General features: G+C 62.7%; 11 protein-coding genes and 1 riboswitch. Of the genes, 5 read left to right on the forward strand and 6 right to left on the reverse strand.

The annotated features are described in order from the left end of the window. Positions 1-376 precede the first annotated feature (376 nt). Complete coding sequence (gene thiC / locus Q8R10_RS04465; protein WP_305651406.1) at positions 377-2,296, reverse strand: phosphomethylpyrimidine synthase ThiC; 1,920 nt, start codon at positions 2,294-2,296, stop codon at positions 377-379. A gap of 90 nt (positions 2,297-2,386) precedes the next feature. Beyond that, a riboswitch (TPP riboswitch) is annotated at positions 2,387-2,492 on the reverse strand. Positions 2,493-2,765: 273 nt separating this feature from the next. Here thiC and Q8R10_RS04470 point away from each other — a divergent pair. Further along, complete coding sequence (locus tag Q8R10_RS04470; RefSeq protein ID WP_305651408.1) at positions 2,766-4,205, forward strand: TolC family outer membrane protein; 1,440 nt, start codon at positions 2,766-2,768, stop codon at positions 4,203-4,205. A 224-nt stretch (positions 4,206-4,429) separates the two neighbouring features. Here Q8R10_RS04470 and waaA read toward each other — a convergent pair whose 3' ends face one another. Next, positions 4,430-5,725, reverse strand: coding sequence for a lipid IV(A) 3-deoxy-D-manno-octulosonic acid transferase (gene waaA, locus Q8R10_RS04475; RefSeq protein ID WP_305651410.1), 1,296 nt, complete (start codon positions 5,723-5,725; stop codon positions 4,430-4,432). 60 nt (positions 5,726-5,785) lie between these two features. After that, a complete protein-coding gene (locus Q8R10_RS04480; RefSeq protein ID WP_305651411.1) occupies positions 5,786-6,670 on the reverse strand; it encodes a LysR family transcriptional regulator in 885 nt (294 codons plus the stop codon). Between the two features lie 85 nt (positions 6,671-6,755). Here Q8R10_RS04480 and Q8R10_RS04485 point away from each other — a divergent pair, with 85 nt between their 5' ends. The 4 genes from Q8R10_RS04485 to Q8R10_RS04500 all read left to right on the forward strand — a co-directional run bounded on the left by Q8R10_RS04485 (position 6,756) and on the right by Q8R10_RS04500 (position 10,627). After that, positions 6,756-7,088: a multidrug efflux SMR transporter gene (locus Q8R10_RS04485; RefSeq protein WP_305651412.1), complete on the forward strand. Its 333-nt coding sequence runs from the start codon at positions 6,756-6,758 to the stop codon at positions 7,086-7,088. A gap of 276 nt (positions 7,089-7,364) precedes the next feature. Further along, entirely contained in the window at positions 7,365-8,540 is a 1,176-nt protein-coding gene (locus Q8R10_RS04490; RefSeq protein ID WP_305651413.1) for an FAD-binding oxidoreductase, read from the forward strand. Then, positions 8,537-9,355 (forward strand): aldo/keto reductase, encoded by an 819-nt coding sequence (locus Q8R10_RS04495; RefSeq protein ID WP_305651414.1) that lies wholly within the window; start codon positions 8,537-8,539, stop codon positions 9,353-9,355. Before Q8R10_RS04490 ends, Q8R10_RS04495 begins: the two co-directional genes overlap by 4 nt. A gap of 396 nt (positions 9,356-9,751) precedes the next feature. Then, positions 9,752-10,627 (forward strand): metal ABC transporter ATPase, encoded by an 876-nt coding sequence (locus Q8R10_RS04500; protein WP_305651416.1) that lies wholly within the window; start codon positions 9,752-9,754, stop codon positions 10,625-10,627. Positions 10,628-10,783: 156 nt separating this feature from the next. Here the strand turns inward: Q8R10_RS04500 and Q8R10_RS04505 are convergent, their stop codons facing one another. The 3 genes from Q8R10_RS04505 to hldE all read right to left on the reverse strand — a co-directional run bounded on the left by Q8R10_RS04505 (position 10,784) and on the right by hldE (position 14,839). Beyond that, a complete protein-coding gene (locus Q8R10_RS04505; protein WP_305651418.1) occupies positions 10,784-11,992 on the reverse strand; it encodes an acyl-CoA dehydrogenase family protein in 1,209 nt (402 codons plus the stop codon). Between the two features lie 13 nt (positions 11,993-12,005). Further along, the gene (locus Q8R10_RS04510) at positions 12,006-13,289 is read right to left on the reverse strand and encodes an acyl-CoA dehydrogenase family protein (RefSeq protein ID WP_305651420.1); all 1,284 of its coding nucleotides are present in this window, start codon (positions 13,287-13,289) and stop codon (positions 12,006-12,008) included. A gap of 125 nt (positions 13,290-13,414) precedes the next feature. Then, a complete protein-coding gene (hldE, locus tag Q8R10_RS04515; protein ID WP_305651422.1) occupies positions 13,415-14,839 on the reverse strand; it encodes a bifunctional D-glycero-beta-D-manno-heptose-7-phosphate kinase/D-glycero-beta-D-manno-heptose 1-phosphate adenylyltransferase HldE in 1,425 nt (474 codons plus the stop codon). Between the last annotated feature and the right edge of the window lie 90 nt (positions 14,840-14,929).

A 14,929-nucleotide genomic window follows, 5' to 3' on the forward strand; every position in this document is an offset into this window, starting at 1 on the left:
GAAAGCGATCACGGCGGGTCTGCTTTTTCTTGCCGGCGTATTCCAGTTCCGAGAAGGTCTTTTGCATGGTTGGCTCTGGGCAATGGCTCTCGGGCTATTTTCGCAATTTGGCTCGGAGGTGGCGAATAAATCAGTGCTTCCTTAAGTAAGAAAGTCCCGCCATCCCCGGTGAAAAATGCTTCGCAGTTTTCCACCCTACACGCATCACAAATGACCCAACTCAAGGTGCAAGGCAAACCTAGGGTGGGCAACGCGCAGCTTGCCCACCAGCTTTTCCCAAGCCATGAGCCTTCGACAAAAGCAAATCCAACCCATAAAAAAACGGGCCTCACGGCCCGTTCCTTTACCAATCCAAAACCCGTCTCAGCGGCTGATCTCAGACCTTGTGGTACAGCTCGCTGCCTTGGGATTTGAACTCCTCGGCTTTGGCCTGCATGCCCAGTTCTACCGCTTCCTTGTCCAAGTCCAACGCGGCGATGCGTTGTTCTTCGGCGTAGACGCGCACTTCCTGGGTGATTTTCATCGAGCAGAATTTCGGGCCGCACATGGAGCAGAAATGCGCGACCTTGCCCGAGTCTTTCGGCAGGGTTTCGTCGTGGTAGCTACGGGCGGTGTCCGGGTCTAGGCCCAGGTTGAACTGGTCGTTCCAGCGGAACTCGAAACGCGCCTTGCTCAAGGCATTGTCGCGAATCTGCGCACCCGGATGGCCCTTGGCCAAGTCGGCCGCGTGGGCGGCGATCTTGTAGGTGATGATGCCGGTCTTGACGTCATCCTTGTTCGGCAAGCCCAGGTGCTCCTTAGGCGTCACGTAGCAGAGCATGGCGCAACCGAACCAGCCGATCATCGCCGCGCCGATGCCGCTGGTGATGTGGTCGTAGCCCGGCGCAATGTCGGTGGTCAGCGGCCCGAGGGTGTAGAACGGCGCCTCGTCGCAGCATTCCAGCTGCTTCTCCATGTTCTCTTTGATCAGCTGCATCGGCACGTGGCCGGGGCCTTCGATCATCACCTGGACATCGTGCTTCCAGGCGATCTTGGTCAGCTCGCCGAGGGTTTCCAGCTCACCGAACTGGGCTTCGTCGTTGGCGTCAGCAATCGAGCCCGGACGCAGGCCATCGCCCAGGGAGAAGCTGACGTCATAGGCCTTCATGATCTGGCAGATTTCGTCGAAGTGGGTGTAAAGGAAGTTCTCTTTATGGTGCGCCAGGCACCACTTGGCCATGATCGAACCGCCACGGCTAACGATGCCGGTGACGCGCTTGGCGGTCATCGGTACATAGCGCAACAACACGCCGGCGTGGATGGTGAAGTAGTCGACGCCCTGCTCGGCTTGCTCGATCAGGGTGTCGCGGAACAGCTCCCAGGTCAGGTCTTCGGCGGCGCCGCCAACCTTCTCCAGTGCCTGGTAGATCGGCACGGTACCGATTGGCACCGGCGAGTTGCGGATGATCCACTCGCGGGTTTCATGGATGTGCTTGCCGGTGGACAGGTCCATGACTGTGTCCGAGCCCCAGCGAATACCCCAGGTCAGCTTGGCGACTTCTTCTTCGATGGAAGAACCCAGCGCCGAGTTGCCGATGTTGCCGTTGATCTTCACCAGGAAGTTGCGGCCGATGATCATCGGCTCCAACTCAACGTGGTTGATGTTGGCCGGGATGATGGCGCGGCCACGGGCAATTTCTTCGCGGACGAATTCGGCGGTGATTTCTTTCGGCACGCTGGCGCCGAAGCTTTGGCCGGCGTGCTGCGCGGTCAACAGACCGGCGGCGCGAGCCTCTTGCAGCTTCATGTTTTCGCGGATGGCGACGTATTCCATCTCGGCGGTGATGATGCCTTGGCGGGCGTAGTGCATCTGGCTGACGTTGGCGCCGGCTTTGGCGCGACGCGGGTTGCGCACGTGGGCGAAGCGCATGGCGGTCAGTTCAGGATCGGCCAGACGTTCGAGGCCGAAATTGGAACTCAGGCCGTCGAGCAATTCGGTGTCGTTACGGTCGCTGATCCAGCTGGAACGCACGTCGCACAGGCCTTTGCGCACGTCGATGGTCGCGGCCGGGTCGGTGTAAGGGCCAGAGGTGTCATAGACGACCACCGGCGCATTCACCTCACCGCCAAATTCGGTCGGGGTGATGTCCAGGCTGATCTGCCTCATCGGCACGCGGATGTCGGGGCGCGAGCCCTGCACATAGATTTTTTCGGAATTGGTAAACGGCTGTACGGACTGCTGATCAACCTGAGCGCTTTCGCTCAAATTGCTGGCACTCGAGCTCTTACGGCTCAGATTTTTTTCTTCGGCACTCATCAGGTGATTCTCCACAACTGCTGCAAGGCGAGAATTGTCGGAGTAAACCTGAAGCGTTTGGGGCACCAGGGCTGGTGCGAGAGGCTCGTTGGGCGAGCACATCTTGTTCCCTACGCAGGCGTTAACCTGATCAGGTTCAACGGGATCCGAAAAAATTCGATCTCAGCCTCAACTCAAGGCACCCCGACAAGAACCTGGCTAGTCTAATCAAGCCGCCCGGATAAAACCAACCCGCCAGTCAAAAAATCATGACCGTCCGGTCGGAAAGTGCCGCAACCCCCGACGACTCAGACTATTTTTAACGCCGCATAATCGAGCGCAGTAGTTTTTACGCAGCCTGAACTGGCAGATTGTTGCGCTAAAGCAACATAGCTTGTTGCAAACTAGAGGCCCGCCACTAATAGTCCCCTTGACCCCTACAGCAACGCCGCTTAGCCTTGCTGACCATTGCCAATTTCAGGATTACCGCATGTTGCGCAGACTCTCTCTGGCTGTTGCCGTGGCCGCCGCTTCCAGCGCAGCCGTCTGGGCAGCAGAAACCCCGCAATCGAGCAAGACCGACCTGGTTTCTGTCTATCAGGAAGCCGTCAATAACAACGCCGCCCTGGCCGCCGCCCGTGCCGATTACCTGGCCCGTGTCGAAGCCGTGCCCCAGGCGCGCTCGGCCTTGCTGCCCAACCTGTCGGCCGAGGGCACCGTGCAAAGCACCCGCACCGCCCTCGACACGCCGTCGACGACCAGCACGCGCAGCGGCAACAGCTATCAAGCCAACCTCAGCCAGCAGCTGTTCAACGCTGCGGCCTGGTTCCAATTGAAGGCCGCCGAAGCCAGCAGCGAACAAGCCTCGCTGGACTTCTCCGCCACCGAGCAAGACCTGATTCTGCAAAGCGCCCAGGCTTACTTCAACGTGCTGCGCGCCCAGGACGGCTTGGCCACCAGCAAAGCCGAAGAAGCGGCCTTCAAGCGCCAGCTCGATCAGTCCAACGAACGCTTTGATGTGGGCCTGTCGGACAAAACCGATGTACTCGAATCGCAAGCCGGTTATGACACCTCGGTGGCGAACCGGATCATCTCCCAGCAGCAAGTGGACGACGCCTTCCAGGCCCTGACCACCCTGACCAACCGTGATTACAGCGCGGTTGACGGCATGCGCCACAGCCTGCCGATTCTGCCGCCGACCCCCAGCGATGCCAAGGCCTGGGTCGACACCGCCTCGCAGCAAAACCTGCGTTTGCTGTCGAGCAACTTCGCCGTCGACGCGGCCGGCGAAGCCCTGCGGCAGAGCAAATCCGGCCATGCACCGACACTGGCTGCAGTCGCCAGCTACGGCAAAGGCGACAACGACAACTTCGGTTTCAACAACAGCACTGGCTCGCCGGTCCAATACGGCAGCGATGTTGAGCAAAGCACTCTCGGCCTCAAGCTTAACGTGCCGATCTACAGCGGCGGCCTGACCAGCTCGCAAGTGCGCCAGTCGTTCGAGCGCCTCAATCAAAGCGAGCAATCGCGCGAAGAACTGCGCCGCCAAGTGGTGCAGAACACCCGCAACCTGTACCGCGCCGTGACCTCCGACGTGCAACAGGTGCAAGCCCGCAAGCAATCGGTAATCTCCAACCAAAGCTCGCTGGAAGCCACGCAAATCGGCTACCAAGTCGGCACCCGCAATATTGTTGACGTACTCAACGCCCAGCGCTCGCTGTACGCCTCGGTGCGCAACTACAACGACGCGCGCTACGGCTACATCCTCAACAACCTCAGCCTCAAGCAAGCCGCCGGCACCTTAAGCCCAGCCGACCTGAGCGCCCTGGCGACCTTCCTCAACAAGAACTACAACCCGGACAAAGACTACCTGCCGCCAGACCTGGCCAAGGCCGCCGAAGCGCAACTGCGCGGCGACCCGAACTACTGATAGCCCGCCCAATAAAAAAACCGCTGCGGCGGTTTTTTTATTGGCTATGTCTGCGTTAGTGGTTGAAATGCTATCTGTAGGAGGGGCTTTAGCCGCGACAGTTTCGTAGGGTGGGCTTCAGCCCACCACCGCTCGACAAGGGGTTTGGTGGGCTGAAGCCCACCCTACGTTTTGCACTCAACAGGTAACGGGTACAGAGCCTTACGAAAGGCGACAAAGCCTTATCACTTTTGGCTGCAACCCAACAACCCCTGCACCCCAGCGAGCAACCGCTGCAGCGCGCCCTGATTGGCTTTTACTACGGCCAGCCCGGCGGCGGCCATGGCCTCGGCGTGCGCCGGTTGCTGCCATAAATCACTCAGCGCGGCCACCAAGGCCGGTGCATCGGCTACCTCTTGCAAGGCTCCCGCATCCCGCAGCAAGGCGGCGATCTCCGTGAAGTTAAACAGGTGCGGGCCGCTGAGTACCGGCACGCCGAGGGCCGCCGGTTCCAGCAGATTGTGGCCACCATTGGCAACCAAGCTGCCGCCGACCAAAGCGGCATCGGCCAGGGCGTAGAGAAACAGCAACTCGCCCATGGTGTCGCCGAGCAACACGCGGGTGTCCGCCGTCGGCGCCTCGGCCAATGAGCGCCGGCAGGTGCTGAAGCCTTGTTTTTGGCACAGCTCAAACACGCTGGCGAAGCGCTCGGGATGGCGCGGCACCAAGATCAACAAGGCTTGCGGATACTGCAGCAAGAGTTGCCGGTGAGCGGCCAGGACGATTTCATCTTCGCCGGCATGGGTGCTGGCGGCGATCCACAGCGGACGCTGCTCGGCCTGCCAGTCAGCGCGCAAGGCTTGGGCCCGCGGTAACAGCTGCGGGTCCAAGTGCAGATCAAACTTGATCGAGCCAGTCACAGTCACGCACTCGGGCCGGGCGCCGAGTTGGCGAAAACGCTGCGCCTCGACTTCGGTCTGCGCCGCGATCAGGCTCAGCTCGGCCAGCATAGGTGCGGTCAATTTGGCAAAGCGCCCATAGCCACGGGCCGAACGCTGCGACAAGCGCGCATTGGCCAACACCACCGGCACGCAGCGCTTGGCGCATTGGTGAATATGGTTAGGCCATAGCTCGGTCTCCATGATCACCGCAAGCTTGGGCTGCAGCCGCCCGATAAAGCGCGCCGCAGCCCACGGCAAGTCGTAGGGCAGATAGCAGTGCTGCACCCGCGCGGCAAACTCGCCCTGGCAGAACAGCGCGCGAATCCGCTCGGAACCGGTCGGGGTCATGCAGGTGATGGTGATCGGCAAGTCTGGGTAGCGCAGCAGCAACTCACGTACCAAGGGCGCTGCGGCGATGCTTTCGCCCACCGACACCGCATGCAGCCAGATGCCGCCGGGCTTGAGCGCCGGCATGCCAAGGGAAAATCGCTCAGCCAGGCGCTGCCGATAAGCCGGCGCCTGCCAGCCGCGCCAGAGAATGCGCAACGCCAGCAACGGCAAACCGAGATGAAACAACAGGCTGTATAGGGTTCTATTCATGCCGCGCAGTTTACTGGGTTGGCAGGCCGTTGAAAAACTACTGCGCTCGGCCATGCGGCGTTAACCCAGCGCCTGCAGATGCTGGCGCAAGCATTCGGCCAGGCAGCGCGCCGCCGGACCCAGCGCTTCGTCGCGGCGCCAGACCAACTCCACCACCAGGGGCGGCGGCGTCCAGTCGCTGGCCAGTTCCAGCAGTTGTTGCTGATAGGCCGGGTACTGCAACACATGGCGCGGCAGCCAGGCCCAGCCGAGGTTGCGCATCAGCAATTCGGCCATCGAATAGAAGCTATCGGCCCGCCACAGTGACGGGCTGATTTGCTCGCCGCCCGGATAGTGGCTGTCGTGGGGTGCCATCAGCAATTGCCGATGCCGGGCCAGCTCACGGCGGTCGACATAGCTGGCGCCCGCCAAGGGGTGGCCGGCGCCGCAGACCGTGACCATCTCGACGCTGCCCAGGCGTTGGCGCTCCAGCGCTTCGGGGATGCGCTCGTGCTGAAACAGCAAACCCAGGTCGGCGCGCCGCTCCAGCAACATGCGCGCCACCTCACCCTGGGCGCCGCTGGCCAGCTGCACCTCCAACAAGGGGAATTGCCGCGCCAGCGCCTCCAAACTGTCGTGCACCGGACGAAACGGCACGGCCTCATCCTGAGCCAAGCGCAGGGTCGCCTCCTCGCCGCGCACCAGGCCTTGGGCGCGCGCTTCCAAGCGCTGACACTGACGCAAAATCTCCCGCGCATCCTCCAGCAGCACCGTGCCGGCGGCGGTCAAACGTGGCTGGCGACCGCTGCTGCGTTCAAACAGCAACATACCCAAGTCCACCTCCAGCAGGGCCATGGCATTGCTCACCGCCGATTGGGCGCGGCGCAGATCACGGGCCACGGCGGAGAAGGACTGTCCTTCGGCGATGCGCACAAACAGCGTTAGTTGCTCAAGGTTCCAGCGCACAACCCATCTCCCCTGCAGATTGCTATCAACTTTACCCCATCGGGGCAGCCCGTAGAATCGCTGCACATTAAAAGGAGTCAGCAACATGTCCGGCTATCTGTTTCTCGGTATTGCCATCGCCGCCGAAGTTATCGCCACCACCTCCATGAAGGCCCTCGACGGTTTCAATAAACCGCTGCCATTAATCCTCGTGGTGGCCGGTTATGGGTTGTCGCTGTGGTTGTTGTCGGTGGTGGTAAAAACCATCCCAATCGGCATCGCCTATGCGGTCTGGGCTGGCCTGGGGATAGTGCTGGTGAGCATTGCCGCGCTGTTTTTGTATCAGCAAAAACTCGACCTGCCGGCGATTGTCGGCATGAGCCTGATTGTCGGCGGCGTGGTGGTGATTCAGCTGTTTTCCAGCACCGCCGGGCACTGAGCCAACCCATCCTGCAACCTTGTAGCTGGCGATATAGCCGTTAGCGGTTGCAGCGGCCGCCGCCTTTTGTAGGATGCGGTTGAGTGCAGCGATACCCATTGTTCATCCCGCTTCGATCAATTCAGCCATGCCCGCCAGCAACCGCCGGCGCCTGGCAACGCGGCGCCGGCGGTGTGATGGGTATCGCTGCGCTCCACCCATCCTACGGTTGTGTAATCTTGTAGCGCGTGGCTTCCCTGTATACTGCCGGCCTGTTTTCCCGAGTAAGGCAGCGCTATGACCCAGGCCCTTTCTACTGACGTGTTGATCGTTGGCGGCGGTATCGCCGGTCTCTGGCTGCACGCGCGCCTGCGCCAACAGGGCTTTGCCAGCCTGCTGGTGGAGAACGCCAGCCTCGGCGGCGGGCAGAGCGTGAAGTCCCAGGGGATCATCCACGGCGGTGCCAAGTACGCGCTGCACGGCGCCCTGAGCGGCGCCTCGGAGGCGATTGCCGATATGCCGCGGCGCTGGCGCGAAGCCTTGAGTGGCGAGGGCGAACTGGACCTGCGCGGCGTGCGCCTGCTGTCCGACGCCCACTATCTATGGTCTCCCGGCACCCTGGGCGGCAATCTCGCTAGTTTTTTCGCCAGCAAGGCGGTGCGCGGCCGGGTCGATCAGGTCAAGGGCGAGCAACTGCCGCCGGCGCTGCAAGACCCCAAGTTCAAGGGCAAAGTTTATCGCCTGGCCGAGCTGGTGCTGGACGTGCCGAGCCTGATCGCCCGCCTGGCCGAACTGGCCGGCGACAGCCTACTGGCCGGGCAAAACATCGAGCCGCTGCACGACAACGGCGCGCTGGCCGGACTGATCATTGATGGCCGTGAGGTTCGCGCCCAACGCATCGTACTGAGTGCCGGCGCCGGCAATGCCGAGTTGCTCGCCAAGCTCGATATTCAGCAACCCACTCAACAGTTGCGACCGCTGCATATGGTGCTGGCCAAAGGGCCGGCGCTCAAGCCGTTGTACGCCCACTGTTTGGGTGGCGGGCCGAAGCCTCGGGTCACGGTCACCACTCATCCGGCCGCCGACGGCCAATGGGTCTGGTATTTGGGTGGCGACTTGGCCGAAGCCGATGGCGTAGCCCGCGATGAAGCGGCGCAAATTCGCGCCGCACAAAAAGAGCTGGCGGATTTACTGCCCTGGGTCGACCAGTCCGCCACCCACTGGGCGACCTTGCGGGTCAACCGCGCCGAGCCGGCGCAATCGGGTCTGCTGCGCCCGGACAACGCCTTTCTCGCCGAACAGGGCCGCTTGCTGGTCGGCTGGCCGACCAAACTGGCGCTGGCCCCGGACTTTGCCGACCGCGTACTAGTCGCCCTGCACCGGGACGGCATAGCGCCCGGCCAACATCTGCCATGGCCTGAACTGCCGCGCCCGGCCCTGGCCCGCGCGCCCTGGGAGGAGTTGCTGCCATGAGTTTTGCCGCCAGCTTGCACGACCTGCACCGACCACTGGGCAGCACAGGTTTACGGGTCTCGCCGCTCGGCTTAGGCACGGTGAAGCTCGGCCGTGACCAGGGGGTGAAATACCCCAACGGCTTCAGCATCCCAGATGACGCCGCCGCCCGCGCCTTGCTCGCGCAAGCCCGCGAACTGGGCATCAACCTGATCGATACGGCGCCGGCCTACGGCATTAGCGAGGAGCGCCTCGGTCCGCTGCTGCGCGGCCAACGCCAGGACTGGGTGATCGTCAGCAAGGTCGGCGAAGAGTACGAGAATGGCCAGTCGCACTACGACTTCAGCCCGGCGCACACGCGCTTGTCGGTGGAGCGCAGCTTGCGCCGGCTGGAGACCGAGCAGATCGACCTGCTGCTGGTGCATTCCGACGGCCATGACCTGGAGATTCTGCAACACAGTGGCATCTACGCAACGCTTGCCGAGCTCAAACGCGAAGGCAAAATCGGCGCCTTCGGCCTCTCCGGCAAAACCGTCGAAGGCGGCCTGCTGGCCCTGCAGCAAGGAGACTGCGCCATGGTCACCTACAACCTCAACGAGCAAGGCGAGAAGCCGGTGCTCGACTACGCCGCCAAACACGGCAAAGCCATTCTGGTGAAAAAAGCCCTGGCCAGCGGCCACGTATGCCTGGCAGCCGGGGTTGACCCGGTGCGCGCCAGCTTTGAGCTGCTGTTCAGCCACCCCGGAGTCTGCAGCGCCATAGTCGGCACCATCAATCCGCTGCACCTGGCCCATAACGTCGCCACGGCGGCAGCGGTTATTCGTAGTCTGCGCTAGTCGGCAGCGACTATGAATCCCCTACATTTGGCCCATAACGTCGCCACGGCGGCGGCGGTTATTCGTAGGGTGGGTTAGGCGCATGCCACGGGCTATCTACTGACGCTTAGTCTGCTGCGCCGTAACCCACCAGATGGAGCCGGCCGATTACTGCTTGGTGGGTTACGTGGCGCACGCATTCCGCAGTCGATGCTCTGATCCCGCCCTGCGCCACTAACCCACCCTACAAAAGCGCTGTGCAACACGTAACTGGGACATAGCTATTAGCCCATCCGCGGCAATTTGCAGGCTGCGGCCGTTGGTCGCAGCGCTTGCCACCCGTCATCTATTGGGTCGCACACTGACAGCCTGCTAGCCTGTAACTGCCTTCCCCTATGCCGTTGACCGGAGCCGACTATGCCGCAGACCCTCGCACGCAAGCCCCCAGAGAACTTCAAGACCCTGGCCTTGCATGTCGAAGCCAATGCCCATCAGCTCTGCTATCAAGGCATCGGTCAGCCGTTAAACTTCAGCCAGATGCAGGCGCGGCGCAAACCGCTGGCCATCGCCGACAGTCAGAAATTTACCGTGGAGCTGGCCAACCTCGGCGTCTCGGTACGCCTGACCCTGCACCTAGACGGCCGCGATTACTGGGTAGTGGTGCGCCAACAGCGCGAAGACCGTGGCGACACCGTGCTCAAGCTGATCTCCGGCTACGTGCCGGCCCACGAACTGCACCTGCCCTTGCTCACCGCCCTGCAGGAAGTGGCCGAGGAATGCCTGGTGGAGAGCGACTCCGGCTGGCTCGGCGGGCGTTTTGCCCAGACATGGCTGCCTACCCCCTACGCCGACTGCCTGCACTATATCGATGAGCTGCACTTCGACCTGCAGGCGCAAGTGGGCTCGACCCATCCGGTATTCAGCGCTGAGTTGCCGCTACTGGAGCGACCGATGGCTTACGTGCACCTGCCAACCGCCTCCTTGCAACTGATCTACAGCCTACGCCTGGAACTGCCCAGCCTGGCCCGCGACCTCAGTCTGTTCCATGCCGACGAACAGCTCGAAGGCCATGAGCTGATTACTCGCCTGGAACGCCAATACCCCGATCTCTACCTGATTGCCTTGCACAACGAGCGCGCCAGCGGCGAGCTCTACACCCTGCAGCAAGGCCAACTGCAGCGCGCCAGCAGCGATAACCTGTGGTTGTCGGAAGGTTTTGCCGAACGTGATGGCTGGCTGGTGCGCGATGAACGCATCAGCTGGGACGACTGGCTCAAACGCCAGCGCGCTTAAACGCCGATACATCCGGCGGACGTAGGATGGGTTGAGCGCAGCGATACCCATGCCGTGCGCGAGACCTTCAAGACCCCATTGATGGGTTACGCCGCTACGCGGCTAACCCATCCTACCCAGCGCGGTGCATGCAGGTGCGCGCCGACCAGCACAACGCTACTTCAACTCGCTGGAACTCTTGCCCAACAAGCGCCGCGCGACGATCAACAACTGGATCTGCTGGGTGCCTTCGAAGATGTCGAGAATCTTCGAGTCCCGCGCCCATTTCTCCAGCAGTTCGTCTTCGCCGTAGCCCAGGGCGCCGGCCAGTTCGACGCATTTAAGGGTCATCTGATTGGCCATCCGCCCGGCCTTGGCCTTGGCAATCGAGGCTTCCTTGGAGTTGGGCAACTTGTTGTCGGCCATCCACGCCGCCTTCAGAGTCAGCAGCCGCGCCGCCTCCCATTCCGCCTCCAGGCGATAGAGGGTCGCCTCGGCATGGGTGACGGCAAATAGCGGTTTGCTGTAGTCCAACTTGCAGTGCTTCTTCAGCAGCTCGCGGGTGCGATCCAGCGCCGCCTTGGCCACGCCGATGGCCATACCGGCGACCAGCGGGCGGGTGTTGTCGAAAGTTTCCATCACCCCGGCAAAGCCTTTTTGCACGTCGATTTCCGGGTTGCCAAGCAAGTTGGCGGCCGGCACCCGGCAATCGACAAAGCTGATCGCAGCGGTATCGGAAGCCTTGATGCCGAGCTTCTTCTCCAGCCGAGTAACGGTCATGCCCTTTGTTCCGTGCTCAACCACGAAGGACTTGATCGCCGCGCGACCGAGGGCTTTGTCCAGCGTCGCCCAGACCACCACCGAATCGGCCCGCGCACCTGAGGTGACGAAAATCTTCTCGCCATTCAGCACGTAGTGATCGCCGTCTTTAGTCGCCGTGGTGCGGATCGCCGCCGAGTCCGAGCCGCAGCCCGGCTCGGTAATCGCCATCGCCGACCAAGTGCCATTGAAGCGCTGCAACTGCTCATCATTGGCCACGGCGGCAATCGCCGCATTGCCCAGGCCCTGGCGCGGCATGGCCAGCAGCAGGCCGACATCGCCCCAGCACAGCTCCATCACCCCGAGCAGGGCAGAGAGGTTGCCGCCATTCTTGTTGCCCGGCGCCAGCTCCAGGGCGGCTCCGCGCTTGCTCGCCGAGGTGGCACCTATGGCATCCGGGGAGCCGGCGTTCATCCCATCCAGCAAAGCCGCCAGCAGGTCCAGCTCCTGTGGATAGGCATGCTCGGCCTTGTCGTATTTACGCGAGATTGGCCGGAAATAATGGGCCGCCACTTGATGGGCCTGAGTGACCAGGCCACGGAATTTTTTTGGAGTTTCCAGATTCATCGGTGTCGTTCCCTTAAAGCTGAAGGCCGCCGGCCATAATTGCCACGCCGCGCAGATCGCGGTACCAGCGTTCGACCGGGTGCTCTTTAGTGAAACCGTGACCGCCGAGCAACTGCACGGCATCGGTGCCGATCTGCATGGCCTTCTCGCTGCACAGCAGGCGCGCCAAATAGGCCTCGCGCTGGAACGGCAGCCCTTGCTCGGCGCGCGCACAGGCGCGCCAGACCAGCAGGCGCATGGCATCCACCTCAATCGCCATATCGGCGACCATAAAGGCCACGCCTTGGCGATGGCTGATCGGTTCGCCGAAGGCCAGGCGCTCGTTGCAGTAAGGGATCACATAGTCCAGCGCCGCCTGGGCGGTGCCAACCGCCAGCGCACACCAAGCCAGGCCGGCGTGGTCGAGAAAGCTCTGGTAGTTGAAGTGCTCGGCGGCCAAGCGATTTTCCGCCGGCACCTTGACCTTGTTCAGCAGCAGCCGCGCGGTGCCGCTCGCCTTCAGGCCCATGGCCGGCTCGGCTCGGCGCTCAACGCCGGCACTGTCGGCATCCAGCAGAAACAACGCCGGGCCCTGCTTGGTCTGCGCCGCGACTATTAGCTGGCTGGCCTCCAGACCGCGCAACACCAAGCACTTCTCACCGGTCAGCAGATAGTGGCCGGCCTTGCGTTTGGCGCGGGTGGTGAGGCGCTGCGGATCAAACATCACCGTCGGCTCACTCACGGCAATCGCCGTCAGCGGCGCGGCCTGCTCGCCAACAAAGGCCGGCAACCAGCGCGCCTGCTGCTCGGCGCTGGCCCAGCGGCGGATGCAGTTGGCCGCCGACAAAGGCACCAGCAAGGCGGCCGCCAGGGACAGGTCACCCTTGCCCAGCGCCTCGGCGATAAGCGCATTGCTTAAGGTGGTGCGCTCGCCGGCCATGCCGCCGTGCTGCTCGCTAACGCCGTAAAAGGTCAGGCCCAGTTCCTGCGCCTGAGTCAGCAAGGCTGCTGGCACGGCAGCCAACCCATCGGCGTCATGGCCCGCCGGGCGCAGTACCTCAGAGGCGAAACTGTCGAGCATCTCCACCAGCATCTGCTGCTCGTCGGACAGCGACAGGTCGAACAGCGCATCTGGGTCGAGCGGACGCGACCCACGACTGCCCTTGGCCGCGCGGCTGGCGGCCAGGCGAAAGCTGGCCCGGCTGCCACGAAAGATCAGCGTCTCAAAAGGTTTTCGCAGCTTCAGCCGGTCCGGCCAAGCGGCTTGCGCCAAGCGATTCAGTACCGCGAGGGCGCGGCCTTGTACGTCGAGTTTCATCGGTGTCTGCTCAGTACATGATCAAGGTGAGTCGATCATGCACCTGCTGCCGCAAACCCGCCTATGACTGCCACGCCAAAACGATGTGGCAGTTTAGCCATTTGGCCACGCTGCCAATTGAAGGCTCAGGAGCCTTCGCGGATTTTTTCCACAATGGCAGTGGTCGAGCTGTTTGCCACCAGCCCCAGCACCCGCACTTCGCCGCCATAGGCGCGGACAATATCGCCACCGACCACGCCGTCGATGCCGTAGTCGCCGCCTTTCACCAGAACGTCGGGTTTGACCGCGCGCAGCAGGTTTTCCGGGGTGTCTTCGCTGAAGCTCACCACCCAATCGACCGCGCCCAAACCGGCCAGCACGGCCATGCGCCGATCCACCGAGTTGATCGGCCGACCTGGGCCTTTCAGGCGGCTGACCGAAGCGTCGTCATTCACCGCCAGCACCAGCCGGTCGCCTTGGGCGCGGGCCTGCTCGAGGTAGCTGACGTGGCCGGCATGCAGGATGTCGAAGCAGCCATTAGTGAAGACAATTTTCTCTCCGTGGGCGCGGGCATCGCCGATGCTGCACAGCAACTGTTCCAGGCTCAATACGCCACGCTCGGAGCCTTGCTCGCGTTGCACGGCGCGACGCAGTTCCGGCGCGCTGATGGCGGCGGTACCGAGTTTACCGACCACTATGCCGGCGGCCAGGTTGGCCAGGGCCACGGCTTGCGGCAGCTCCTCACCGGCGGCCAAGCTGGCAGCCAGGGTGGAGATCACCGTATCGCCGGCACCGGTCACGTCAAACACTTCACGGGCGCGGGCCGGCAAATGCAGCGCCGGATGCTCCGGGCGCAGCAGGGTCATGCCGTGCTCGCCACGGGTCACCAGCAAGGCGCCCAGCTCAAGCTCATGCATAAGCTTGGCGCCCTTGGCGACCAGCTCGGCTTCATCCCCACAGGCACCGACGATGGATTCAAACTCATGCAAGTTCGGGGTGATCAGGCTGGCGCCACGATAGATGGAAAAGTCCTTGCCCTTGGGGTCGGCCAGCACCGGGATGCCGCGCGCACGGGCCGCTTGTACCAGCACCTGATGGTTCTGCAGCGCGCCCTTGCCGTAGTCCGACAACACCAGCACCTTGACCCCGGCCAGCAGACCCTCAACCGTCGCGGCGATGGCCTGCGCATCGGTAGTGAATGGCTGCTCGAAATCCATCCGCAGCAATTGCTGATGACGGCTGATGACCCGTAGCTTGACGATGGTCGGCTGGCCTGGGATCTGCTGAAAGTGCGCCGCCACCCCGGCCGCCGCCAAGCTGTTGCTTAAGCTGGTGGCCGCTTCGTCCACCCCGGTAACCCCGATCAACAAGGCCGGAGCGCCGAGAGCGGCGATGTTCAGCGCGACGTTGGCTGCGCCACCGGGCCTATCTTCGATCTGCTCGACCTTGACCACCGGCACTGGCGCCTCCGGCGAAATCCGCGAGGTGCCGCCATGCCAGTAGCGGTCGAGCATGACATCACCGACCACCAACACGGCGGCCTGATCGAAACGGGGCATGGACAACTTCATGGAGACTCCAGCGTCGGGCGCAGCAAAAAAATGCCGCGAATCATAACATGGCCGGGGAAATGGGGAGTCGTAGGATGGGTTAGCCGCGCA

This window comes from Pseudomonas sp., assembly GCF_030698175.1.
In the GTDB taxonomy this organism is placed as follows: domain Bacteria; phylum Pseudomonadota; class Gammaproteobacteria; order Pseudomonadales; family Pseudomonadaceae; genus Aquipseudomonas.